The sequence below is a fragment of the Catellatospora sp. TT07R-123 genome, from assembly GCF_018327705.1.
Taxonomy (GTDB): domain Bacteria; phylum Actinomycetota; class Actinomycetes; order Mycobacteriales; family Micromonosporaceae; genus Catellatospora.
In genome coordinates this window covers 2,783,145-2,801,136 of record NZ_BNEM01000001.1, presented here as the reverse complement: position 1 = coordinate 2,801,136, position 17,992 = coordinate 2,783,145, and the positions used below count along the sequence as shown (strand labels likewise).

Annotated in this window: 16 protein-coding genes; 7 read left to right on the top strand and 9 right to left on the bottom strand. The window is 73.7% G+C overall.

Translation table 11 applies throughout. The annotated features are described in order from the left end of the window. Positions 1–43: 43 nt before the first annotated feature. Together Cs7R123_RS11900 and Cs7R123_RS11895 are read right to left on the bottom strand one after the other, a co-directional pair. Positions 44–1,174 carry a hypothetical protein gene (locus Cs7R123_RS11900; protein ID WP_212826040.1) on the bottom strand — a complete coding sequence of 377 codons (1,131 nt, stop codon included), beginning with the start codon at positions 1,172–1,174 and terminating at the stop codon, positions 44–46. 66 nt (positions 1,175–1,240) lie between these two features. Continuing rightward, positions 1,241–3,091 (bottom strand): DUF2079 domain-containing protein, encoded by a 1,851-nt coding sequence (locus Cs7R123_RS11895; RefSeq protein ID WP_374706936.1) that lies wholly within the window; start codon positions 3,089–3,091, stop codon positions 1,241–1,243. Between the two features lie 83 nt (positions 3,092–3,174). On the opposite strand from Cs7R123_RS11895, the gene Cs7R123_RS11890 reads away from it, so the two are divergent. The 3 genes from Cs7R123_RS11890 to Cs7R123_RS11880 all read left to right on the top strand — a co-directional run bounded on the left by Cs7R123_RS11890 (position 3,175) and on the right by Cs7R123_RS11880 (position 5,916). Next, entirely contained in the window at positions 3,175–4,146 is a 972-nt protein-coding gene (locus tag Cs7R123_RS11890) for an ATP-binding protein (protein ID WP_244871768.1), read from the top strand. A 14-nt stretch (positions 4,147–4,160) separates the two neighbouring features. Continuing rightward, the gene (locus tag Cs7R123_RS11885; RefSeq protein WP_212826036.1) at positions 4,161–4,556 is read left to right on the top strand and encodes an SCO5389 family protein; all 396 of its coding nucleotides are present in this window, start codon (positions 4,161–4,163) and stop codon (positions 4,554–4,556) included. Between the two features lie 211 nt (positions 4,557–4,767). Beyond that, positions 4,768–5,916 (top strand): polyprenyl synthetase family protein, encoded by a 1,149-nt coding sequence (locus tag Cs7R123_RS11880; protein ID WP_212826034.1) that lies wholly within the window; start codon positions 4,768–4,770, stop codon positions 5,914–5,916. A gap of 43 nt (positions 5,917–5,959) precedes the next feature. Here the strand turns inward: Cs7R123_RS11880 and Cs7R123_RS11875 are convergent, their stop codons facing one another. The 3 genes from Cs7R123_RS11875 to lpdA all read right to left on the bottom strand — a co-directional run bounded on the left by Cs7R123_RS11875 (position 5,960) and on the right by lpdA (position 10,168). Continuing rightward, positions 5,960–6,862, bottom strand: a complete 903-nt coding sequence (locus Cs7R123_RS11875; protein ID WP_212826032.1) for a TIGR01777 family oxidoreductase — start codon at positions 6,860–6,862, stop codon at positions 5,960–5,962. A gap of 128 nt (positions 6,863–6,990) precedes the next feature. Then, entirely contained in the window at positions 6,991–8,727 is a 1,737-nt protein-coding gene (gene sucB / locus Cs7R123_RS11870; RefSeq protein ID WP_212826030.1) for a 2-oxoglutarate dehydrogenase, E2 component, dihydrolipoamide succinyltransferase, read from the bottom strand. A gap of 64 nt (positions 8,728–8,791) precedes the next feature. Further along, positions 8,792–10,168, bottom strand: a complete 1,377-nt coding sequence (lpdA, locus tag Cs7R123_RS11865; protein ID WP_212826029.1) for a dihydrolipoyl dehydrogenase — start codon at positions 10,166–10,168, stop codon at positions 8,792–8,794. A gap of 196 nt (positions 10,169–10,364) precedes the next feature. Between lpdA and Cs7R123_RS11860 the strand changes: the two genes are divergently transcribed. Continuing rightward, complete coding sequence (locus tag Cs7R123_RS11860) at positions 10,365–10,676, top strand: hypothetical protein (protein ID WP_212826027.1); 312 nt, start codon at positions 10,365–10,367, stop codon at positions 10,674–10,676. Between the two features lie 115 nt (positions 10,677–10,791). Here Cs7R123_RS11860 and Cs7R123_RS11855 read toward each other — a convergent pair whose 3' ends face one another. Then, a complete protein-coding gene (locus Cs7R123_RS11855; protein ID WP_212826025.1) occupies positions 10,792–12,360 on the bottom strand; it encodes a leucyl aminopeptidase in 1,569 nt (522 codons plus the stop codon). Positions 12,361–12,432: 72 nt separating this feature from the next. Between Cs7R123_RS11855 and gcvT the strand changes: the two genes are divergently transcribed. Beyond that, positions 12,433–13,554 carry a glycine cleavage system aminomethyltransferase GcvT gene (gene gcvT / locus Cs7R123_RS11850; RefSeq protein WP_212826023.1) on the top strand — a complete coding sequence of 374 codons (1,122 nt, stop codon included), beginning with the start codon at positions 12,433–12,435 and terminating at the stop codon, positions 13,552–13,554. 19 nt (positions 13,555–13,573) lie between these two features. Continuing rightward, complete coding sequence (locus Cs7R123_RS11845; RefSeq protein WP_212826021.1) at positions 13,574–13,921, top strand: MmcQ/YjbR family DNA-binding protein; 348 nt, start codon at positions 13,574–13,576, stop codon at positions 13,919–13,921. A gap of 6 nt (positions 13,922–13,927) precedes the next feature. Here Cs7R123_RS11845 and Cs7R123_RS11840 read toward each other — a convergent pair whose 3' ends face one another. From Cs7R123_RS11840 to Cs7R123_RS11830, 3 genes are read right to left on the bottom strand one after another with little or no spacing between them, the layout of a single operon-like run. Further along, positions 13,928–14,986, bottom strand: coding sequence for a hypothetical protein (locus Cs7R123_RS11840; protein ID WP_212826019.1), 1,059 nt, complete (start codon positions 14,984–14,986; stop codon positions 13,928–13,930). A 10-nt stretch (positions 14,987–14,996) separates the two neighbouring features. Beyond that, a complete protein-coding gene (locus Cs7R123_RS11835; protein ID WP_212826017.1) occupies positions 14,997–15,785 on the bottom strand; it encodes an adenosylcobinamide-GDP ribazoletransferase in 789 nt (262 codons plus the stop codon). Then, the gene (locus tag Cs7R123_RS11830) at positions 15,760–17,658 is read right to left on the bottom strand and encodes a bifunctional adenosylcobinamide kinase/adenosylcobinamide-phosphate guanylyltransferase (protein ID WP_212826015.1); all 1,899 of its coding nucleotides are present in this window, start codon (positions 17,656–17,658) and stop codon (positions 15,760–15,762) included. Before Cs7R123_RS11830 ends, Cs7R123_RS11835 begins: the two co-directional genes overlap by 26 nt. A gap of 89 nt (positions 17,659–17,747) precedes the next feature. Here Cs7R123_RS11830 and Cs7R123_RS11825 point away from each other — a divergent pair, with 89 nt between their 5' ends. Further along, entirely contained in the window at positions 17,748–17,945 is a 198-nt protein-coding gene (locus Cs7R123_RS11825; RefSeq protein ID WP_212826013.1) for a hypothetical protein, read from the top strand. Positions 17,946–17,992 lie beyond the last annotated feature (47 nt).

The following is a 17,992-nucleotide window of genomic DNA, read 5'->3' as shown; positions in this document are numbered from 1 at the left end:
ATCGCATTCGATGAGAAGGTGCCCTTTCTGCCGCCCGCCGGTTCTACTGCCCGCCGGGGCGCTGGTAGCGCCAGCGGCGGACCCCGCCGGTGACCGGCTGCGCGAAGTCGCCGGTGACCGGGTCGTGCCCGGTCGGGTCGATGCCGTCGATCCGCCCCAGGTGCGCGCCGCCCGCCGGGTCCCAGACGTCCACGCCGGACCCGCCGGCGCTGAACAGGTGCCAGCCATCGCTGAACAGCGCACCCTTCGGCCCGTCGAACCGTGCCGTCTCGGCGCACCAGTCGTGGCCGTGCCGCCGCTGCGTGCGGGTCACGTCGTAGACGGCGACATCGGGACGGCCCGGCTCGCCGCCGCCGCCCAGCGCGACCGTGTGCGCGTCCAGCCAGAGCATGGGCGCGTTCCAGCCGTAGTCGCGGTCGCACACGTCGACGCGGCTGCGGCCGTCCTCGGACTCGTACGGGTCGAGCTCCAGCCACCGGCCCAGCTCCCATACGGCGGGCAGGCCCACCGGGTGCCACATCCAGCCGCTGTCGAGCACCCGGGCGCCGTTCGGGCTGACCAGTAGCGCGCCGTGGAAGTAGTCGAGGTAGTGGGCGCTGTCGCCGTCCGCCGGCGACTCCCGGGCGGTGAGCAGTTCACCGGTGGCCGGATCGCTCACGTCCAGCCGGTTCCAGGCGGTCCGGTGGAGCACCACCGGCCGCCCCCGGTGCTCGGCGAACGCCAGCGAGAACGGCACGGTCTCCGGGTTGTCGTCGTCGGCGGACAGCTCCATCGTGACCCGGCCCCCGGCCAGGTCCAGCACCTGCCCGCGACTGCCGCCGTCGAGCACGACCGCCGCGTACCGCCCGCGCGGGTCGGCATGCAGCCGCCGCCCGGGCCGGAAACCGTGCTGGGGTGCCTCGTCGTCGTCCGGTGCGGGCACGCTCGACTTGGCGAGCAGCCGGTACGCGCCGAAGTCCCGGTCGCACCACCCGATCCGGCCCGAGGCGTCCAGCACCAGCCAGCCCCGCCCGCGCCGGGCGTCGACCGGCACCAGGTCGGCCACCCCGCCCACGGCGTCGGGCAGTTCGATCTCGTCGACCACCCCGGACCAGTCCGTGCACAGCCCGTCGAGGATCAGCGACGCCCGGACCGGCTCCTCGCGCGCGTCGCCGCCCTGCGTGTCGCCGTCCATCCGCTGCCGCCGTTCGTCGTCGTCGCCGTCAGACCGCCCGGGTGACCGGTCCCCACATCCTCGCTGTCAGGCGGGGACGTGCCAGAGCCAGACGTCGTCGACGCGCTCGGGGGCGCCGAGCAGCGCGGTCATCGTCTGGAGCAGGGCGGGCTGGTACGTCTGCCAGTGGGCGCCGTGCACGTCGTCGGCGAGCACCACGATCGAGCCCTGCCAGTACCGCAGGTCCTCGCGCAGCGCGGTGCGCTCGGCGTCGCCGATCGGCGGGACGGTGCCGGTCTTGGCGACCTCTTCCAGCAGGGTCTGCGTCGGGCGCGGGACGGGGCCGATGCGGCCGGTGCCGTTGGGGCCGCCGGGGCCGAGGAAGAACCCGGCGGGCAGGCGGAACACGCTGCCGCCGTCGGTCAGGGCGGCAGCCTGCCAGCGCTGGCCGTCGGGGAGCAGGTCGTTGGTGATCGGTACGGGCACGACGGTGCCGCCGTCGGCGACGTACTGCCGCCAGGTGCCCGCGGCGAAGAAGTGCGGCACGGGGGCCCGGTCGCGGGCCAGCAGCGGGGTGGGCACCAGCGGGACCAGCGCGACCGCGAACGCGGCGACCCAGGCCCAGCGCGGGCCGGGCAGCGGGCGGGCGGCGCCGGGGCGGGTCAGCGCGGTGCCGAGCCAGGCCAGGATCAGGCCGAACACCGGGGCGACGATCAGGGCCAGCCGGGACGGCAGCGCGGCGTTGAAGACGGGCAGGCCGCCGACGAGCGCCTCGGGCATCGGCACTCCGGTGAGGTGGTGCAGCCAGCGCAGTTCCGGGCCGAGCGACAGCAGGGCGAAGGCGCCCGCGACGACCGCCAGGGCGCGCAGGGTGGCCCGGTGCGCTCCGTCGGCGCGGCGCCACAGCAGCACCAGGCCGACGGCGATCAGCACCAGCAGCGGGGCGCCGAAGAACGAGTTCTCCTCGGTCGGGTTGGCGGCGAGTTCGGCGTTCAGGCCGAGTGCCCCGGCGAGCGAGCGCTGCGGCCAGGCGGCGTACGCGGCGAGGTCCTCGTTATGGATCTTCGGGTCGAAGCCGGTGCCGTGGTAGCCCTGCGGGCCGAGGAAGTGCAGCCACAGCGGGTATGCCAGCAGGACGCCCGCGACCAGCGCGGCGGTGCCCAGCCCGGCCAGGGCCGGGCGGACCAGCGACCGCGCCGCCGTGCGCTGGGACAGCGCCCAGACCAGCGTGAACACGCCGAGGGCGAGGGCGGTGAAGAACAGCGCCTCGGCGGCGATGGAGAAGCAGACCGCGATCAGCAGGCCCAGGATCACGCCGTCGCGGACCGGCCTGCCGCGGCGGACGAGCAGCAGGCAGCGCCCGATGATCAGCGGGATGACCCACTGCGCGGTCCAGTTCAGGTGCGCGTTGGCGTGGGAGATCATCGCGGGGGCGAAGCCGCAGAACAGGCCGCCGACCGCGGCCGCCCAGGGGGCGGCGCCCAGGTGCCGGGTGAACAGGCGATACCAGGCGAAGGCGCTCAGGGCCAGGTTCAGGGTGAGGATGACCAGGAAGGTCACGGCCGGCCCGGCCAGGTAGGTCAGCGGGGCGAAGGCGACCGCGTACACCGTGATCGAGGTGTTGACGGCGAGGTTCACGCCGTCGGGCACGTTGAGCAGGTGGGTGAAGAGCGGGTCGGCGCCGTGGCCGACCGCCCACGCGCCGTACGACAGCAGCCACTCGAAGAACGCCTGGTCGCCGGAGTTGACGCCGCTGGCGCGGTGCGCCGGATCGGCCCACAGGGAGCTGGTGACCCACAGCGCGGTGAGCAGCGACACGGCTGCGACCAGCAGATCCGCGCGCCAGGCCCGGGGACGGGCCGGTGCCGGGTCCGCGGGCGGGGTGCTCGGCTCGGACGCGGGCGGGTTCAGCGGGGCGTGCTGCGGGGCGATCGACACTCGGCGCAGTTTATCAGCGGGGACACGCCGGGCCGGTGGTGGTTGAACCCTTATTGAAAATGGGTATCAATAGCAGTATGAAGATGGCATTCGTTGGCAAGGGCGGTAGTGGCAAGACCACCCTTGCGGCGCTGGTGGCCCGGCACCTGGCCGCGGAGGACTCCGCGGCCCTGCTGGCCGTCGACGCCGATATCAACCAGCACCTGGCCGCGGCCCTGGGCATCAGCGAGGACGAGGCGGTCCTGCTGCCCTCCCTCGGCGACCACCTGGGCCAGATCAAGGAGTACCTGCGCGGGGACAACCCGCGGATCTCCTCGGCCGCCGCGATGGTCAAGACCACCCCGCCGGGGCGCGGCTCGCGCCTGCTGCGGGTGGCCGAGCCCAACCCGCTCTACGACCGGCTGGTCCGCCGCGTCGGCGGGGTCCGGCTGGCGGTGACCGGCCCGTTCGCCACCGAGGACCTGGGCGTGGCCTGCTACCACTCCAAGGTCGGCGCGGTCGAGCTGCTGCTCAACCACCTGATCGACGGGCCGGGGGAGTACGTCGTGGTCGACATGACCGCCGGCGCGGACAGCTTCGCCTCGGGGCTGTTCACCCGCTTCGACGCCACCTTCCTGGTGTGCGAGCCGACCCTGCGCAGCGTGGGGGTGTACCGGCAGTACATCGGGTACGCCCGGGAGTTCGGGGTGCGGGTGCACGTCGTCGGCAACAAGATCGACGACGACTCGGACGTCGACTTCCTGCGGGAGCACGTCGGCGCGGACCTGCTCACCTGGATCGGGCGGTCGTCGTTCGTGCGCGCCGCCGAGCGGGGCGTCGCGCGCCCCATCGCCGAGCTGGAGCCCGCCAACCGGGCCGCGCTCGACCGGATCCGCGCCGCCGTGGACGGCAGCGTCAAGGATTGGGCCCGCTACACCGCCCAGGCCGTCGAGTTCCACCTGCGCAACGCGCAGGCCTGGGGCAACGCCCGCAGCGGCGAGGACCTCGCCGCCCAGGTCGACCCCGGATTCGTGCTCGGGCCGCAGTGGCTCGAGCTCGCCGAGCACCACCGCTGAAGAGAGGAAAGTCCATGTCCCTTGAGGTGCCCGTGGCACTGCTGGAGCGCGCCGAGGCCGGTCAGGTCGACGACGCCGAGTTCGTCGACTGCGTCCGCCAGTCGCTGCCGTACGCGTGGGAGGTGTTCACCGTCGCCGCGCAGCGCCTGGCCGACGAGCCGGGTGCGGCGTTCGGCGAGCACGCCGTGCCGCCGCCGAGCGAGGCCGAGCGCGGTCAGCTGCTGCGCGCGCTGGCCAGCGACGCGATCCGGGGCGGGGTGGAGCGGCACTTCGGCGTGAAGTTCGCGTTCCAGAACTGCCACCGGGTGGCGGCGTTCGCCCTGTCGGCCGTCGGCGGCCCGGAGTACGTCGAGTTCGTCTCGCCGCTGGCGCAGGTGCGCAACCAGTCGCCGGAGCTGCGCGACTGCTGAACGGCGCGACCGTCGCGTGCGGCCGGGGGATGGTGCATCCCCCGGCCGCCGTAACGTCCGGGCCCGTTTCATCGATGAATGAGAGGGCCACTCGCGTGAGTGGACAGGCTGAGGTTCAGTGTCATGTATGCATTGATGCAACTTGCTATATGATTGACTAAGTCAAGTTGGTAGCGCTGTACTCGGGCGCCCAGCCGGAGAGGAGCCGGCCATGTCGACCGTCCGCGCCGTACCCACGATCGCTCCCCGCGCCACCGGCACCACCCGCACCGCACTCACCGAGCCCGCACCGCTGCGCCAGCGTTTCGACGCCGCGCTCGCGCACTTCCTGAACCACCGCGCCGACGAACTGGGCGCGCTCGAAGCGCAGACCCCGGCGACCCGGGCGTCCGGGCTCGCCGAGGCGATGAGCCTCATCCGCCGCTTCGTCCTGGCCGACGGCAAGCGCCTGCGGCCGCTGTTCTGCTACTGGGGCTGGCGCTGCGCCGGGCCGGACCACGACCCCGCCGCCGAGGACGCGGTGATCGCGGCCGCGGCCGCGCTCGAACTCTTCCACAGCTTCGCGCTGATCCACGACGACCTCATGGACGCCAGCGACCTGCGCCGCGGCGAACCGACCCTGCACCGTGCCTTCACCGGGCTACCGCCGCTGAGGGGGGCGAAGGCCGAGCGCGAACGGCTGGCCGCGAGCCTGGCCATCCTCGCGGGCGACCTGTGCGCGATGTGGTCGGACCAGATGTTCGAGGAGGCCGGTGCCGACCGCGACCGCGTCGTGGCCGCCCGGCACTGGCTCGCGCTGATGCGCAGCGAGGTGATGGTCGGGCAGTACCTGGACCTGACCGTCGCGGGCGGCTCGCTGTCCCTGGCCGAGCAGGTCATCAGGTACAAGACGGCGCGGTACACCGTCACCCGGCCGCTGCAGATCGGGGCCGCGCTCGCGGGTGCGCCCGCCGAGCTGCTAGACGGCTTCGAGCGCTTCGGCGACCCGCTGGGCGCGGCGTTCCAGCTGCGCGACGACCTGCTCGGCGTGTTCGGCGAGCCCGAGCAGACCGGCAAGTCGGTCGTGGACGACCTGCGCGAGGGCAAGCCGACCGTGCTCATCGGACTGGCGCTGGCCCGCGCCGACACGGCCCAGACCCGGACCATCACCTCGCTCTACGGCCGCGCCGACCTGACCGAGCGCGCCGCTCGGCGGCTGCGTGCGGCCATCGCCGCCACGGGTGCGCCCGAGGCGGTCGAGATGCTGATCGAGCAGCGCTGGGCACAGGCCCTGGCGGTGCTCGACGAGCTGCCGGTCGCCGCCGACGCCCGTGCCGCGCTGTGTTCCCTGGCCGCGGCCGCCGTCACCCGGCGCCGCTGAGCCCGACCGGCGCCCGGCCGCGCACCCTGCGCGGCCGCGGCGCTCACCGCGGGACGGAGGTGGGCAGGGGGTCGGTCAGGGCGGCGCGCAGCGCCAGGGACAGGGTGCGGTGCTGGTACGGGTACGCCGTCTCCTTGAGCACCGTCGGCAGCACCCGCAGGCTGCGGAAGGCCTCGTTGCCGAACTCGCCGTACAGCATCTTCAGGGCGGCCTTGGGGATGGGCAGCAGGGTGGGACGGTGCAGCTCGGCGCCGAACGCCTTGGTGAACTGGGTGTTGGTCACGGGCTCGGGGCCGACCATGTTGACGGGGCCGTCGATGCGGTCGTCGCCGAGCACGTGCAGCGCCGCGCCCAGCCAGTCGGCCAGCGAGATCCACGGCACCCACTGCCGCCCGCTGCCCAGCCGCCCGCCCACGCCCATCTTGAACGGCACCAGCTGGGCCTTCAGGAACCCGCCGTCGCGGTGCAGCGGGTAGCCGGTGCGCAGCAGCACCACCCGGGCCCCGGCGTCGGAGGCGGGGCCGGTCGCTCGCTCCCAGTGCTGCGACACCTCGGCCAGGAAGTCGTCCCCGGCCGGGGACGACTCGGTCACCTCGCGGTCGCCGGTGTCGCCGTAGTAGCCCACCCCCGACGCGTTGACCAGCAGCGGGATGCGCTGCTCGGCCACGGCCCGGGCCAGGGTCGCGGTCGGCACGATCCGGCTGGACAGGATCAGCGCCTGGTACTGCTCGGTCCAGCGGCGGTCGCCCACGCCGACCCCGCACAGGTTGACCACGGCGTCGGTGCCGTCCGGCAGCCGGATCGGCCCGGCCGGATCCCACTGGCGCTCCGACGGATGCCCGGCCGGGCGGCGTACCAGTTGGACGACCTCGTGGCCGTGTGCCTGCAACGTCGCCAGCAAGGGCTGTCCGAGGAAGCCCGAGGCTCCCGCCACCACGATCCGCATACGACAATCATGCCCGAGGGGCGGCGCCGCGCGGAGCAGGCACCGCCCGGTTCGGCCGGTCGGCCGGGTGCCGGAGACGGCGCAGGGCGCCCCGGCCGAGGCCGGGACGCCCTGCGCTGACGGTGGCTCTACAGGCCGAGCTCGGCCTCGAAGTTGCCCGCCTCCAGGCGCTCCTTGACCGCGCTGAGGAACCGGGCCGCGTCCGCGCCGTCCACCAGGCGGTGGTCGTAGGACAGGGCCAGGTACACCATCTGCCGGGGCAGGATCAGCTCGCCCAGGTCCGGGTCGTCCACGACCACGGCGCGCTTGACGACCGCGCCGGTGCCCAGGATCGCGACCTGCGGCTGGTTGATGATCGGCGTGTCGAACAGGGCGCCCCGGCTGCCGGTGTTGGTCAGCGTGAAGGTGCCGCCCGACAGCTCGTCCGGCAGGATCTTGTTGGTACGGGTGCGCTCGGCCACGTCGGCGATGCGACGCGACAGCCCGGCCAGGTTCAGGTCGCCCGCGTTGCGGATCACCGGGACGATGAGGCCCTTGTCGGTGTCCACGGCCATGCCCAGGTGCTCGGCGTCGTGGTAGGTGACCGTGCCGGCCTCCATGTCGATCGACGCGTTCACGTTCGGGAACTGCCGCAGCGCCTCGATCGCCGCGAGCGCGAAGAACGGCAGGAAGGACAGCTTCACGCCGTGCTTGGCGACGAAGTCGGCCTTGGCCTGCTCGCGCAGCCGGGCGATCCGGGTGACGTCGACCTCGACGACGGTGGTGAGCTGCGCCGAGACCTGCAGCGACTCCACCATGCGCTTGGCGATGGTGGTACGCAGCCGCGACAGCTTCTCGGTGCGGCCCCGCAGCGGGCTCGGCGCGGCCTTGGGCGCGGCGGCCGGGGCGGCCTGCGCCGGGGCCGCGGCGGCGGCCGGAGCCGGTGCCTTGGCCTTGGCGGCGGCGTCCAGGACGTCCTGCTTGCGGATGCGGCCGCCCACACCGGTGCCGGCGAGGGTGTTCAGGTCGACGCCGTGCTCGGCGGCGAGCTTGCGCACCAGCGGGGTGACGTACCCGTCGGCGTTGCCCGCGGCCGGGGCGGCTGCGGGAGCCGCGGCCACCGGGGTCGCCGCCGGCGCGGGCGCCGGGGCGGCAGCGGCGGGGGCAGCCGGAGCCGGGGCGGCCGGAGCCGCGACGGGTGCCGGGGCGGCCGGAGCCGGGGCCGGAGCAGCCGGGGCGGGCGCGGGCGCGGCCGGGGCGGCGGGTGCCGCGGCGGCACCGGCCGCGCCGATGAGCGCGAGCTGCGCGCCGACGGCGGCGGTCTCGTCCTCGGCGACGGTGATCTCCAGCAGGGTGCCCGCCACCGGGGACGGGATCTCGGTGTCGACCTTGTCGGTGGACACCTCCAGCAGCGGCTCGTCGACCTCGATGGTCTCGCCGACGGCCTTGAGCCAGCGGGTGACGGTGCCCTCGGTGACGCTCTCGCCCAGGGCGGGCATGCGCACCGGGGTGCCCGCGCCGGCCGGAGCGGCCGGGGCCTGCGGGGCGGCGGCGGGCGCGGCCGGGGCCGCAGCCTGCGGGGCGGCGGGGGCGGGCTCGGCCGCTGCGGGCGCCGCCGGAGCGGGCGCGGCGGCGGCTGGGCTCTCGCCCTCGCCCGAGATGACAGCGAGCTCGGCCCCTACCTCAGCGGTCTCGTCCTCACCGACGAGGATCTTGCTGAGAATGCCGGCAGCCGGCGACGGGATCTCGGTGTCGACCTTGTCGGTCGACACCTCGAGCAGCGGCTCGTCGACCTCGACGCGGTCACCCTCCTGCTTGAGCCACCGGGTGACGGTGCCCTCGGTGACGCTCTCGCCGAGCCGCGGCATGGTTACCGATACCGGCATTGCTTCAGACTCCTCAGTTGATGCAGATCCGCAGTATGGAATAGGACGAGGCGAGCTTAATCGCTCAGTTGTGCGCGTGCAGCGGCTTGCCCGCCAGGGCCAGGTGAGCCTCGCCCAGCGCCTCGTTCTGAGTCGGGTGGGCGTGGATGAGCTGCGCGACCTCGGCCGGGAAGGCCTCCCAGTTCACGATCAGCGAAGCCTCGCCGACCTGCTCGCCCATCCGGGCGCCGATCATGTGGATGCCCACGACCGGGCCGTCCTTCTGGCGCACCAGCTTGACGAAGCCCTGGGTGTTGAGGATCTTGCTCTTGCCGTTGCCGCCGAGGTTGTAGTTGTACGACTCGACGTTCTCGGCGCCCAGCTTCTCCTTGGCCTGCGCCTCGGTGAGGCCCACCGACGCGATCTCGGGGTCGGTGTAGGTCACGCGCGGGATGCCCGACTCGACGACCGGGGCGGGGTTGAGGCCCGCGATCTCCTCGGCCACGAAGATGCCCTGGGCGAAGCCGCGGTGGGCCAGCTGGAGGCCGGGCACGATGTCGCCGACGGCGTACACGTTGGGGAGGTTGGTGCGCAGGCGCTCGTCGGTCAGCACGAAGCCGCGCTCCATGGTGACGCCCTGGGCCTCGTAGCCGCAGTTGGCGGTCGCCGGGCCGCGGCCCACCGCGACCAGCAGCAGCTCGGCCTCGAGCGTGTCGCCGCCGGCGATGGTCACCTTGACGCCGGTGTCGGTCTTCTCGACCTTCTCGAACGGCTTGCCGACCTTGAAGTTGATGCCGCGCTTGCGGAAGGTGCGCTCCAGCTGCTTGGAGATGTCCGGGTCCTCGGCGGCGACCAGGCGCGGCAGCGCCTCGATGATGGTCACGTCGGCGCCCAGCGACTTCCACGCGCTGGCGAACTCGACGCCGATGACGCCGCCGCCCAGCACGATCGCGGAGGCGGGCACCCGGTCCAGCACGAGCGCGTGCTCGCTGGCCATGACCTTCTCGCCGTCCAGCTCCAGGCCGGGCAGGCTCTTGGAGTACGACCCGGTGGCCAGCACGATGTTGCGGCCGGTGTAGCGCTGCCCGTTCACCTCGACGGCGTTCGGCGCGACCAGGGTGCCGGTGCCCTCGACGTAGGTGACCTTGGCGGCCTTGATCAGGCCCTGGAGGCCCTTGTACAGGCCGGCGACGACGCCGTCCTTGTACGCGTTCACGCCGGCCATGTCGATCTCGATCAGCTCGGCCTTGATGCCGACGTGGCCCGCGTCGCGGGTGTGGTCGGCGACCTCGCCGGCGTGCAGCAGCGCCTTGGTGGGCACGCAGCCCCGGTGCAGGCAGGTGCCGCCCAGCTTGTCCTTCTCGATCAGCGCGACGGACAGGCCCAGCTGTGCCGCTCGCAGCGCGGTGGCGTAACCGCCGCTACCGCCGCCGAGGATGACTACGTCAAAGGTGTCGCTCACGATCGCTCCAAGGTCGCGTCATTGCCACTGTGAGGCCCAGGGGCGGGCCGCGCCAGCGTGTGCTCAGCCCACCACCGGCCATCTTGTCACTGCCGACAGCGCTGCGGTGCACCGAGGTGCTGAAGGACACGTCTGGCTAGTCTTGTGTCCCATCGGTAGGTTCACTCCGACGCCGTCGCGGAGAAGGAGAGGCACAGTGGGCTGGTTCCGCCGTCGCGGCAGCGGTCCCTCGGGCGACCGTCCGGCGAATCCGTCAGATCTACAGCATCTGGAGCAGTTCGTACGATCTCGCCGGGGGGTGGAGGCGTTCATCGAGCCGCGTACCACGGTGACGGGCACCACGGTCATCCTCATCGCGTACGACGGGGAGTGGACCCGGCGCAACATGCCCAGCCCCGGCGCGGTGCGGCAGTTCGCGCAGCGGCTGGCGATGCCGGTGTACGACGTCCAACTCGTCGGCTACCCGCAGCGGATGCGCGACTACAACGCCCGGCAGAAGCGCACATAGCGAGTAGTGGCCGCTTGCGCCGAAGCGCACATAGCATTGATGCTGGCCTATCTAGAGGACTGTTTTGGAGAAAACGTCCTCTAGATAGGCCAGCGTCAATGTAAAGCGGATCCGGTCAGCCGTTCGCGACGATGTCGTCGAGCAGGGCCAGCAGGGTGCGGACCGGCACGCCGGTGCCGCCCTTGCTCCAGTGGCCGGTCGGCTCACCCGAGTGGAACGACGGGCCCGCGATGTCGATGTGCACCCACTCGACGCCCTCGCCGACGAACTCGCGCAGGAACACGCCGCCCTGCAGCATGTGCCCGGCGCGCTCCATCCCGGCGCTGACCTGGAGGATGTCGGCGACGTCGGACTCCATGGTCTTGCGTACGTCGTCCGGCAGCGGCATCGGCCAGGTGGGCTCGCCCACGACCTCGCCCGCGGTCTTCACCCGCTGCGCCAGCGCGTCCGAGCCCATCACGCCGGAGATCTTCTTGCCCAGCGCGACGACCTGGCCGCCGGTCAGCGTCGAGGTCTCGACCAGGTAGTCCGGGTTGCTCTCGCAGGCCAGCGTGATCGCGTCGGCCAGGACCATGCGGCCCTCGGCGTCGGTGTTGAGCACCTCGACCTTCTTGCCGCCCCGCATGGTGATCACGTCGCCGGGCCGGTAGGCCTCACCGGACAGCATGTTCTCCGCGATCGGGATGTACGCGCTGACCGCGACGGCGGGCTTCAGCTCGGCCAGCGCGATCATGGTGCTGGCCACGGCCGCGGCACCGGCCATGTCGGACTTCATCTCCCACATGCCCTGCGGCGGCTTGATGGACACGCCGCCGGTGTCGAAGGTGATGCCCTTGCCGACCAGCGCGACCGACTTCGTCGACGACGCCGGGGTGTAGGTCAGCTTGACCAGGCGCGGCTTGGCCGCCGAGCCCATGCCGACGGCGAGCACGCCGCCGAAGCCGCCCTTGATCAGGTCCTGCTCGTCGAGCACCTCGACCTCCAGGCCCGCCTTCGCGGCGGCCTCGGCGATCTCGTCGGCGAAGTTCGGCGGGCGCAGCAGGTTGGCGGGGGCGTTCACCCAGTCGCGGGTGCGGGCGACCGCGGTGGTCACCACGGCGGCGCGCTTGAGCTCGCCCTGCGCGCCCTGCTCCTTGGCGTCGGGCACCAGCACCGACACCGCGGAGACCGGGTCCTTGCGGGTGGGGGCAGGCTTGGCCTTGTAACCGGCGAAGCGGTACGCGCCCAGGGCCGCACCCTCGGCGACCGCGCGCAGGGCGGGGGCGCCGGTGTCCTCGGCGTCGTCGGAAAGGGGCAGGGCCAGGGCGACCTTCTTCGCGCCGGCCAGGGCGCGCACGGCCGCGGCGGTGGCGCGGCGCAGCGTGTCCGGTGCGGGGGCGGCACCGACGGGCTCGGCGCCCAGCCCGACGGCGACCAGCACCGGCGCGGCGATGGTGCCGAAGGTGGCCACCTTGGTGACCTCACCGGCGCCCCCGGTCGCGCCGAGCGCCGCCAGGGTAGCGGTGAGCTTGCCGTCGAACGCCGCCGCGATGCTCTCTGCCCCGGACGCCAGCAGCAGCTCGCCACCTGCGCCCTCGGCGCCGTCCTGGCTGTGCACGCCGATGACGACGGCGTCCACGGTCAGGTCTGCGGGATCGGTGTCGGCGAGGCTCAGCGTAGGCAGAGCCGTGGTGGGCGTGGTCACAAAGTTCTCCTGATGGACGTGGGTTGCTGCGCCGATGCTAGCCAACCGTATGTGCCAGGGTAAGTTGCGCTCATGACCGACGTGGGTTCAAAAGACTCAACCGCCCTGCTCAGGTCGCCGCTGCACGAGCGGCACGCTGCGCTGGGAGCCAAGTTCGCCGCGTTCGGCGGCTGGGACATGCCGTTGGAGTATGCCGGGGGCGGGGTGCTGAAAGAGCACGCCGCCGTACGCGAGGAGGTCGGCGTCTTCGACGTCAGCCACCTCGGCAAGGCCCGGATCGCGGGACCCGGCGCGGCCGAGTTCACCAACGCCTGCCTGACCAACGACCTGGGCCGGATCAAGCCCGGCAAGGCCCAGTACACGCTGTGCTGCGACGAGGCGAGCGGGGGCGTGGTGGACGACATCATCGCGTACCTGCACGGCGAGGACCACGTCTTCCTCATCCCGAACGCCGCGAACACCGCGGAGGTCGTCCGGCGGCTGCGCGCCGCCGCGCCCGACGACCTGGAGATCACCGACGAGCACCGCGACTTCGCCGTGCTCGCGGTGCAGGGGCCGCGCTCGGCCGAGCTGCTGGCCCGCCTCGGGCTGCCCACCGAGCACGAGTACATGAGCTTCACGACCGCGCGCCTGGACGGCGTCGAGCTGACCGTGTGCCGCACCGGCTACACCGGCGAGCACGGCTACGAGCTGGTCGTCCCGGCCGCCGACGCGGTCAGGGTGTGGGACGCGCTGTTCGGCACCGACCTGCCGGTGCGCGCCTGCGGCCTGGCCGCCCGCGACACCCTGCGCACCGAGATGGGCTACCCGCTGCACGGGCAGGACCTGTCGTCGGACATCACGCCCGTGCAGGCCCGCTCCGGCTGGGCGGTGGGCTGGAGCAAGCCCGCGTTCTGGGGCCGGTCGGCGCTGGTGGCCGAGAAGGCCGCGGGCCCGCGCCGGACGCTGTGGGGCCTGGTCGCCACCGACCGGGGCATCCCGCGCCCGCACATGCAGGTGCTCGCCGGCGACCAGGTCGTCGGCGAGATCACCAGCGGCACGTTCTCGCCCACCCGCAAGATCGGTATCGCGCTGGCGCTGCTGGACAGCGCCGCCGGTCTGTCCGAGGGCGACACCGTCGAGGTGGACGTGCGCGGCCGCCGCTCCACGATGACCGTCACCAAACCCCCGTTCGTCCAGCCCTCCGTCCGCTGACAGACGCGGGGGAGGGGCCATGGCGGTGACGTACGAGCAGGTGCGCGACTGGGTGCTGGCGCTGCCCGGTGGCGAGGAGGTCATGGTCGCCGAGTGGGGCCACCCCACGCTGCGGGTCAACGGCAAGATGTTCGCCGGCGGCGCCCCCGACAGCCCGACCATGTCGCTCAAGGCGAGCAAGGAGGAGCAGGCCGCCCTCATCGCCGGTGCGCCGCACGTCTACTCCGTCGCCGCGTACGTCGGCCGGTACGGCTGGGTGCGGGTGGAGCTCGCCGGGGTCGACCCCGGCGAGCTGCACGAACTCGTGGTGGAGGCGTGGCGCCGCACCGCCCCCAGGAAACTGGTGCGGCAGTACGACGCCGGGTGAACCGCGTCAGGCACCCAGCTGCTTGGCGGGGGCGACGCGGGACAGCCAGGCCGCGGCCTGGTCGGGGCCCATCACCTCGTCCAGCGTGATCCACGCGGGCATCAGCGGGAAGCGCCGCGCGTTGTCCCAGGTCCGCTCGTAGGGCGGCGGGTCGAGCACGACCACGCGCACGCCGTCGAGCAGCGGGACGTCGGCCGGGGTGCCCTCGTTCCAGATCCAGTTGCCGTGCGCGTCGACCAGGTTGAACTGCCCCCGGACCGGCCCGCCGAACGCCGAGCGGGGCGCGTCGGCGGCCACCGCCGTCCACGCCGGATCGACGGCGTACCCGGTCAGCAGGCCCTGCTCGGCCGGGCCGGACAGCTTCCCCGCCAGCAGCGTGTGCAGCTGGAAGTTGTCGCCCACCCCGCCGATGCTCACCCGGTAGCCGCGCCGCTGCGCCCGGTGCAGCACCACCAGCTGCTCGCCGTCCATGACCTCCAGCAGTGCCGACACCCAGGTCATGTCCTCGCGGTGGGCCTCCAGCTCGGTCACCATCGAGCGCAGCGCCGGATCGGTACGCAGGAACTGCCGCGCCATCGGCGAGGTCTGCAGCAGCGTCGTCGCGCAGCGCAGCCACGAGATCAGGGAGAACCACGCCTCGGTCAGGCGGGAGGCCTCGTCGGGCGCCATCCGCGCGTCCAGCAGGTCCAGCGCGGTGTCGAAGTTCTCCATGTCGGGCTCGGGCAGCGCGACCCCGGGCGCCTCGCGCGCCCAGGCGTCGGTGAAGCCGACCGCGTCGTTCAGCACCCCGGGCAGCCGGACGGCCAGGACCATCATGAGCGGGTCGGACATGGCGCCGATCTCGATGAGCGCGCCGCACAGCACCGCGAACTCGCCGCCCATGCTCGCGTCGAGCACCGCCAGCAGCGGCGCGACGTGCGCCAGCGCCGCGGTGAGCTCGTCCGGGCCCGCGTTCTGCGCCGCGGCCCACAGCGCCTCCAGCGCCTCGTCGAACGCGTCGGAATCGTGCGCGGCGCGCGCCTCGATGAGGGTGTCCGTGGCGCGTAGCAGGGGTGACTCGATCATTCCCGGGATGCTAGTGGCTACCGGCCGGGAAGAGAACCGCCGCCAGCAGGGTCACGGTGGTCGCCGCCTCGGACAGGAATCCGAGCACGTCGCCGGTGACGCCGCCGAGGCGCCGTACGGCGTGGGCGCGCAGCCCCAGCGCCAGTGCCGGCGCGGCCAGCACGGCGAGCGGTCCCTGCCAGGGGCGCTGCGGCACGGCGGGCACGGCCACGGCCGCCACGAGCAGCGTGTTCACGGCCAGGGCGGCCGGGCCGACCGTACCGGCGACGAGCGCGCCCATGCCGCCGGGCCTGGCCGCGGGCACGCCCCGGGCGCAGCCCACCGCGATCGCCAGGCGCCCTGCCGCCACCGCCGCGGCGACCGTCGCCAGCAGCGCGGGCAGCGGGCGGTCGGCGACAGCCGCCAGCGCCGCCGCCTGCGTGCCCAGCACCAGCACCAGCGCCACGACCCCGAACGGCCCGACCTCCGGCGACTTCATGATCTCCAAGGCCCGCTCCCGCGACCGGTACGACCCGATCGCGTCGACGGTGTCGGCGAGCCCGTCCAGGTGCAGCCCCCGGGTCAGCAGCGCCGCCAGGCCCACCGCGAGCAGCCCGGCGAGCAGCGCGGGCAGCCCCGCCGCCAGCAGCGCCAGGGCACCGCCGAGCAGCAGCCCCAGCAGCACGCCGACGGCCGGGGCGAGCCGCATCGCCACGCCGCCGACCGCCCGGTCCAGCCGCTGCGGGCCGGACACGGGGGCGACGGTGAACGTGGTCAGCGCCAGCCGCAGGCCGTCACTCCACCGCGGACGGTCGGCCATCGGCGTGCTCGGTCTCCGGCTCTGCCGCGGTCGGCGCGTCGGTCGGGTGGTCCACCTCGGCGACCGCCGGGGCGTCGTCGGCCGCGGCCGGGTCGGCGACCGGGGACTCCGGCTCCTGCAGGTGCTCCGGCGGCGCGTCCAGCACCGGCGGCAGCGCGGGCAGCGTCGCGGCCAGGGTCAGCGCCGAGCGCATCAGCGGCAGAGCGAGCAGCGAGGTCGCGCCCTCGCCCAGCCCGGCCTGCACGTCCACCAGCAGCGGCACGCCGAGCACGTCGGCGGCGAGCATCGTGGTCGGGTGGCGGCCGTGGTCGGCCATGCCCAGCCACAGCCGCGACGGGCTGCCCAGGTCGCGGGCGATCAGACCGGCGGCGACGCCGACCGGGCCGTCGATCAGCACCGGCGTACGGCGGGCGGTCGCGCCCAGGATCACCCCGGCGGCCACCGCGAGGTCCGCGCCGCCCAGCTCCGCCAGCATCTCCTTCGGCGACAGCATCCGGCCGCGCACCCGCTGGAGCGCGTCGCGCACCGCCCCGCAGCGTTCCATCCAGGCGGTGTCGTCGACGGCGCCGTCGGGGCCGACCACGCGGGCCAGCAGCGCCGGAACCTCCGCGCCGGTCACCGCGGACACGATCGCGGCGGAGGCCGCCTCCGCGCCCGCGCCGCACGAGCCCAGGATCAGCAGGTCGACGCCGCCGTCAGCGGCCTCGTCGGCCAGCTGCCAGCCCTGCCGCAGTGCCGCCTCCACCACGTCGAGCGAGGTCGCCGCCTCGAACTCGATCGGGGCGGCCGGTGCCGCCCCCACCACCTGCAGGCTCACCGCGTACTCACCCGCGAGCAGGCCGATCGGGCCGCCGCCCTGGCGCGCCTCATCGGCGATGCGGGCCGAGCGGGACGCGGACTGCCCCGCAGCCACCCCGCCCGCGTGGTCGCCGTGCAGCAGCAGCAGTCGCGGCCTGCTCCACGGGGCGGGCACCGCACGGCTCTGCGCACCGGCGGCGAACAGCACCACCTCGGTCAGCCTGCCCAGCCCGCTGCCCGCGATGTCCAGCAGGTTCAGGTGGTCGCGGGCGGCGTCGCGGGCGTCGCCGTCCGGGATCGGCAGGTCCATGCCCTGCTGGATCACCAGACCGGTCGCCACGATCGGCAGCGCCTGCGTGCGCTCCTGCATCGCCTGCGAGGGAGCCGCCACGGCCGGCGTCGGGGTCACCACCTCCGGGCTGGCCACCGGTGCGCTCGCCACCACCGTCGGCACCGCCGCCACCGGCGCGGCAACCGCCGCCGCACGCGCGGTCGCGGGCACCTCCGAAGTCTCCAGCGCGTCCGTCGCGCCCGGCCGGCGCAGCCACGACGGCTGCCCGGCGACGACCAGCACCACCGAGTCGCAGGCGGCGGCCACGGCCTGGTTGGCCAGCCCCACCAGGTCGGCGAAGCGGACCCCGGCCTCCGTCGGCGGCACCACAGACAGGCCCACCTCCGGGCTCACCAGCACCAGGCGGGCGCGGCAGCCGCGTACCGCGTCGGCGAGCTCGCGCACCCGCTGGTCGGCGCCGTCGGCCCCCAGCAGCGCCGCCGCCCAGCCGCCGAGGTCGTCGACGAGCAGCGTCTCCTCCGGCAGCGCCTCCACCAGCGCCCCCAGCAGCACCGCCGGGTCGCCCTCGGTCTGCACCGTCAGCCAGCTCTGCGGCCGGCGCTGCCGGTGCGCGGCCACCCGGGCCGCGAACGACTCGTCGTCGCCGATCACCGCCGTCGCGAGGTAGCGCACCGAGGGTGCGTCCGACAGCAACGACTCGGCGAACTCGCTCTTGCCCGAGCGGATACCGCCCAGCACCAGCACCCGCGCCCCGATGTGTGAGGGCCACCCGTCATGCGACATGCCCGAACTCTACTGTCGGCGCCCGCCGAAGGCTGGCGCGGGCTTGCGTCTGCGGTGGGTGAGGCCGGGGGCGGACTAAGCTGATCGCCATGACGTGGAGCTGGCGGTACGAGGACGCGGAAGGCAAGCCGGTCGAGGGCCCGAACGAGACGTTCACCAACCAGGCGGACGCCGAGTCGTGGCTGGGTCAGGTCTGGCGGGAGCTGGTCTCCGCCGGTGCCACCGATGTGGTGCTGGTGGAGGGCGACCGGGAGGAATACCGGATGAGCCTGCAGGGCGCGCAGTAGCGCGGAGAAGCTTCTCAGACGCCGCGAGCCGCGGGCACCGTTCCGGA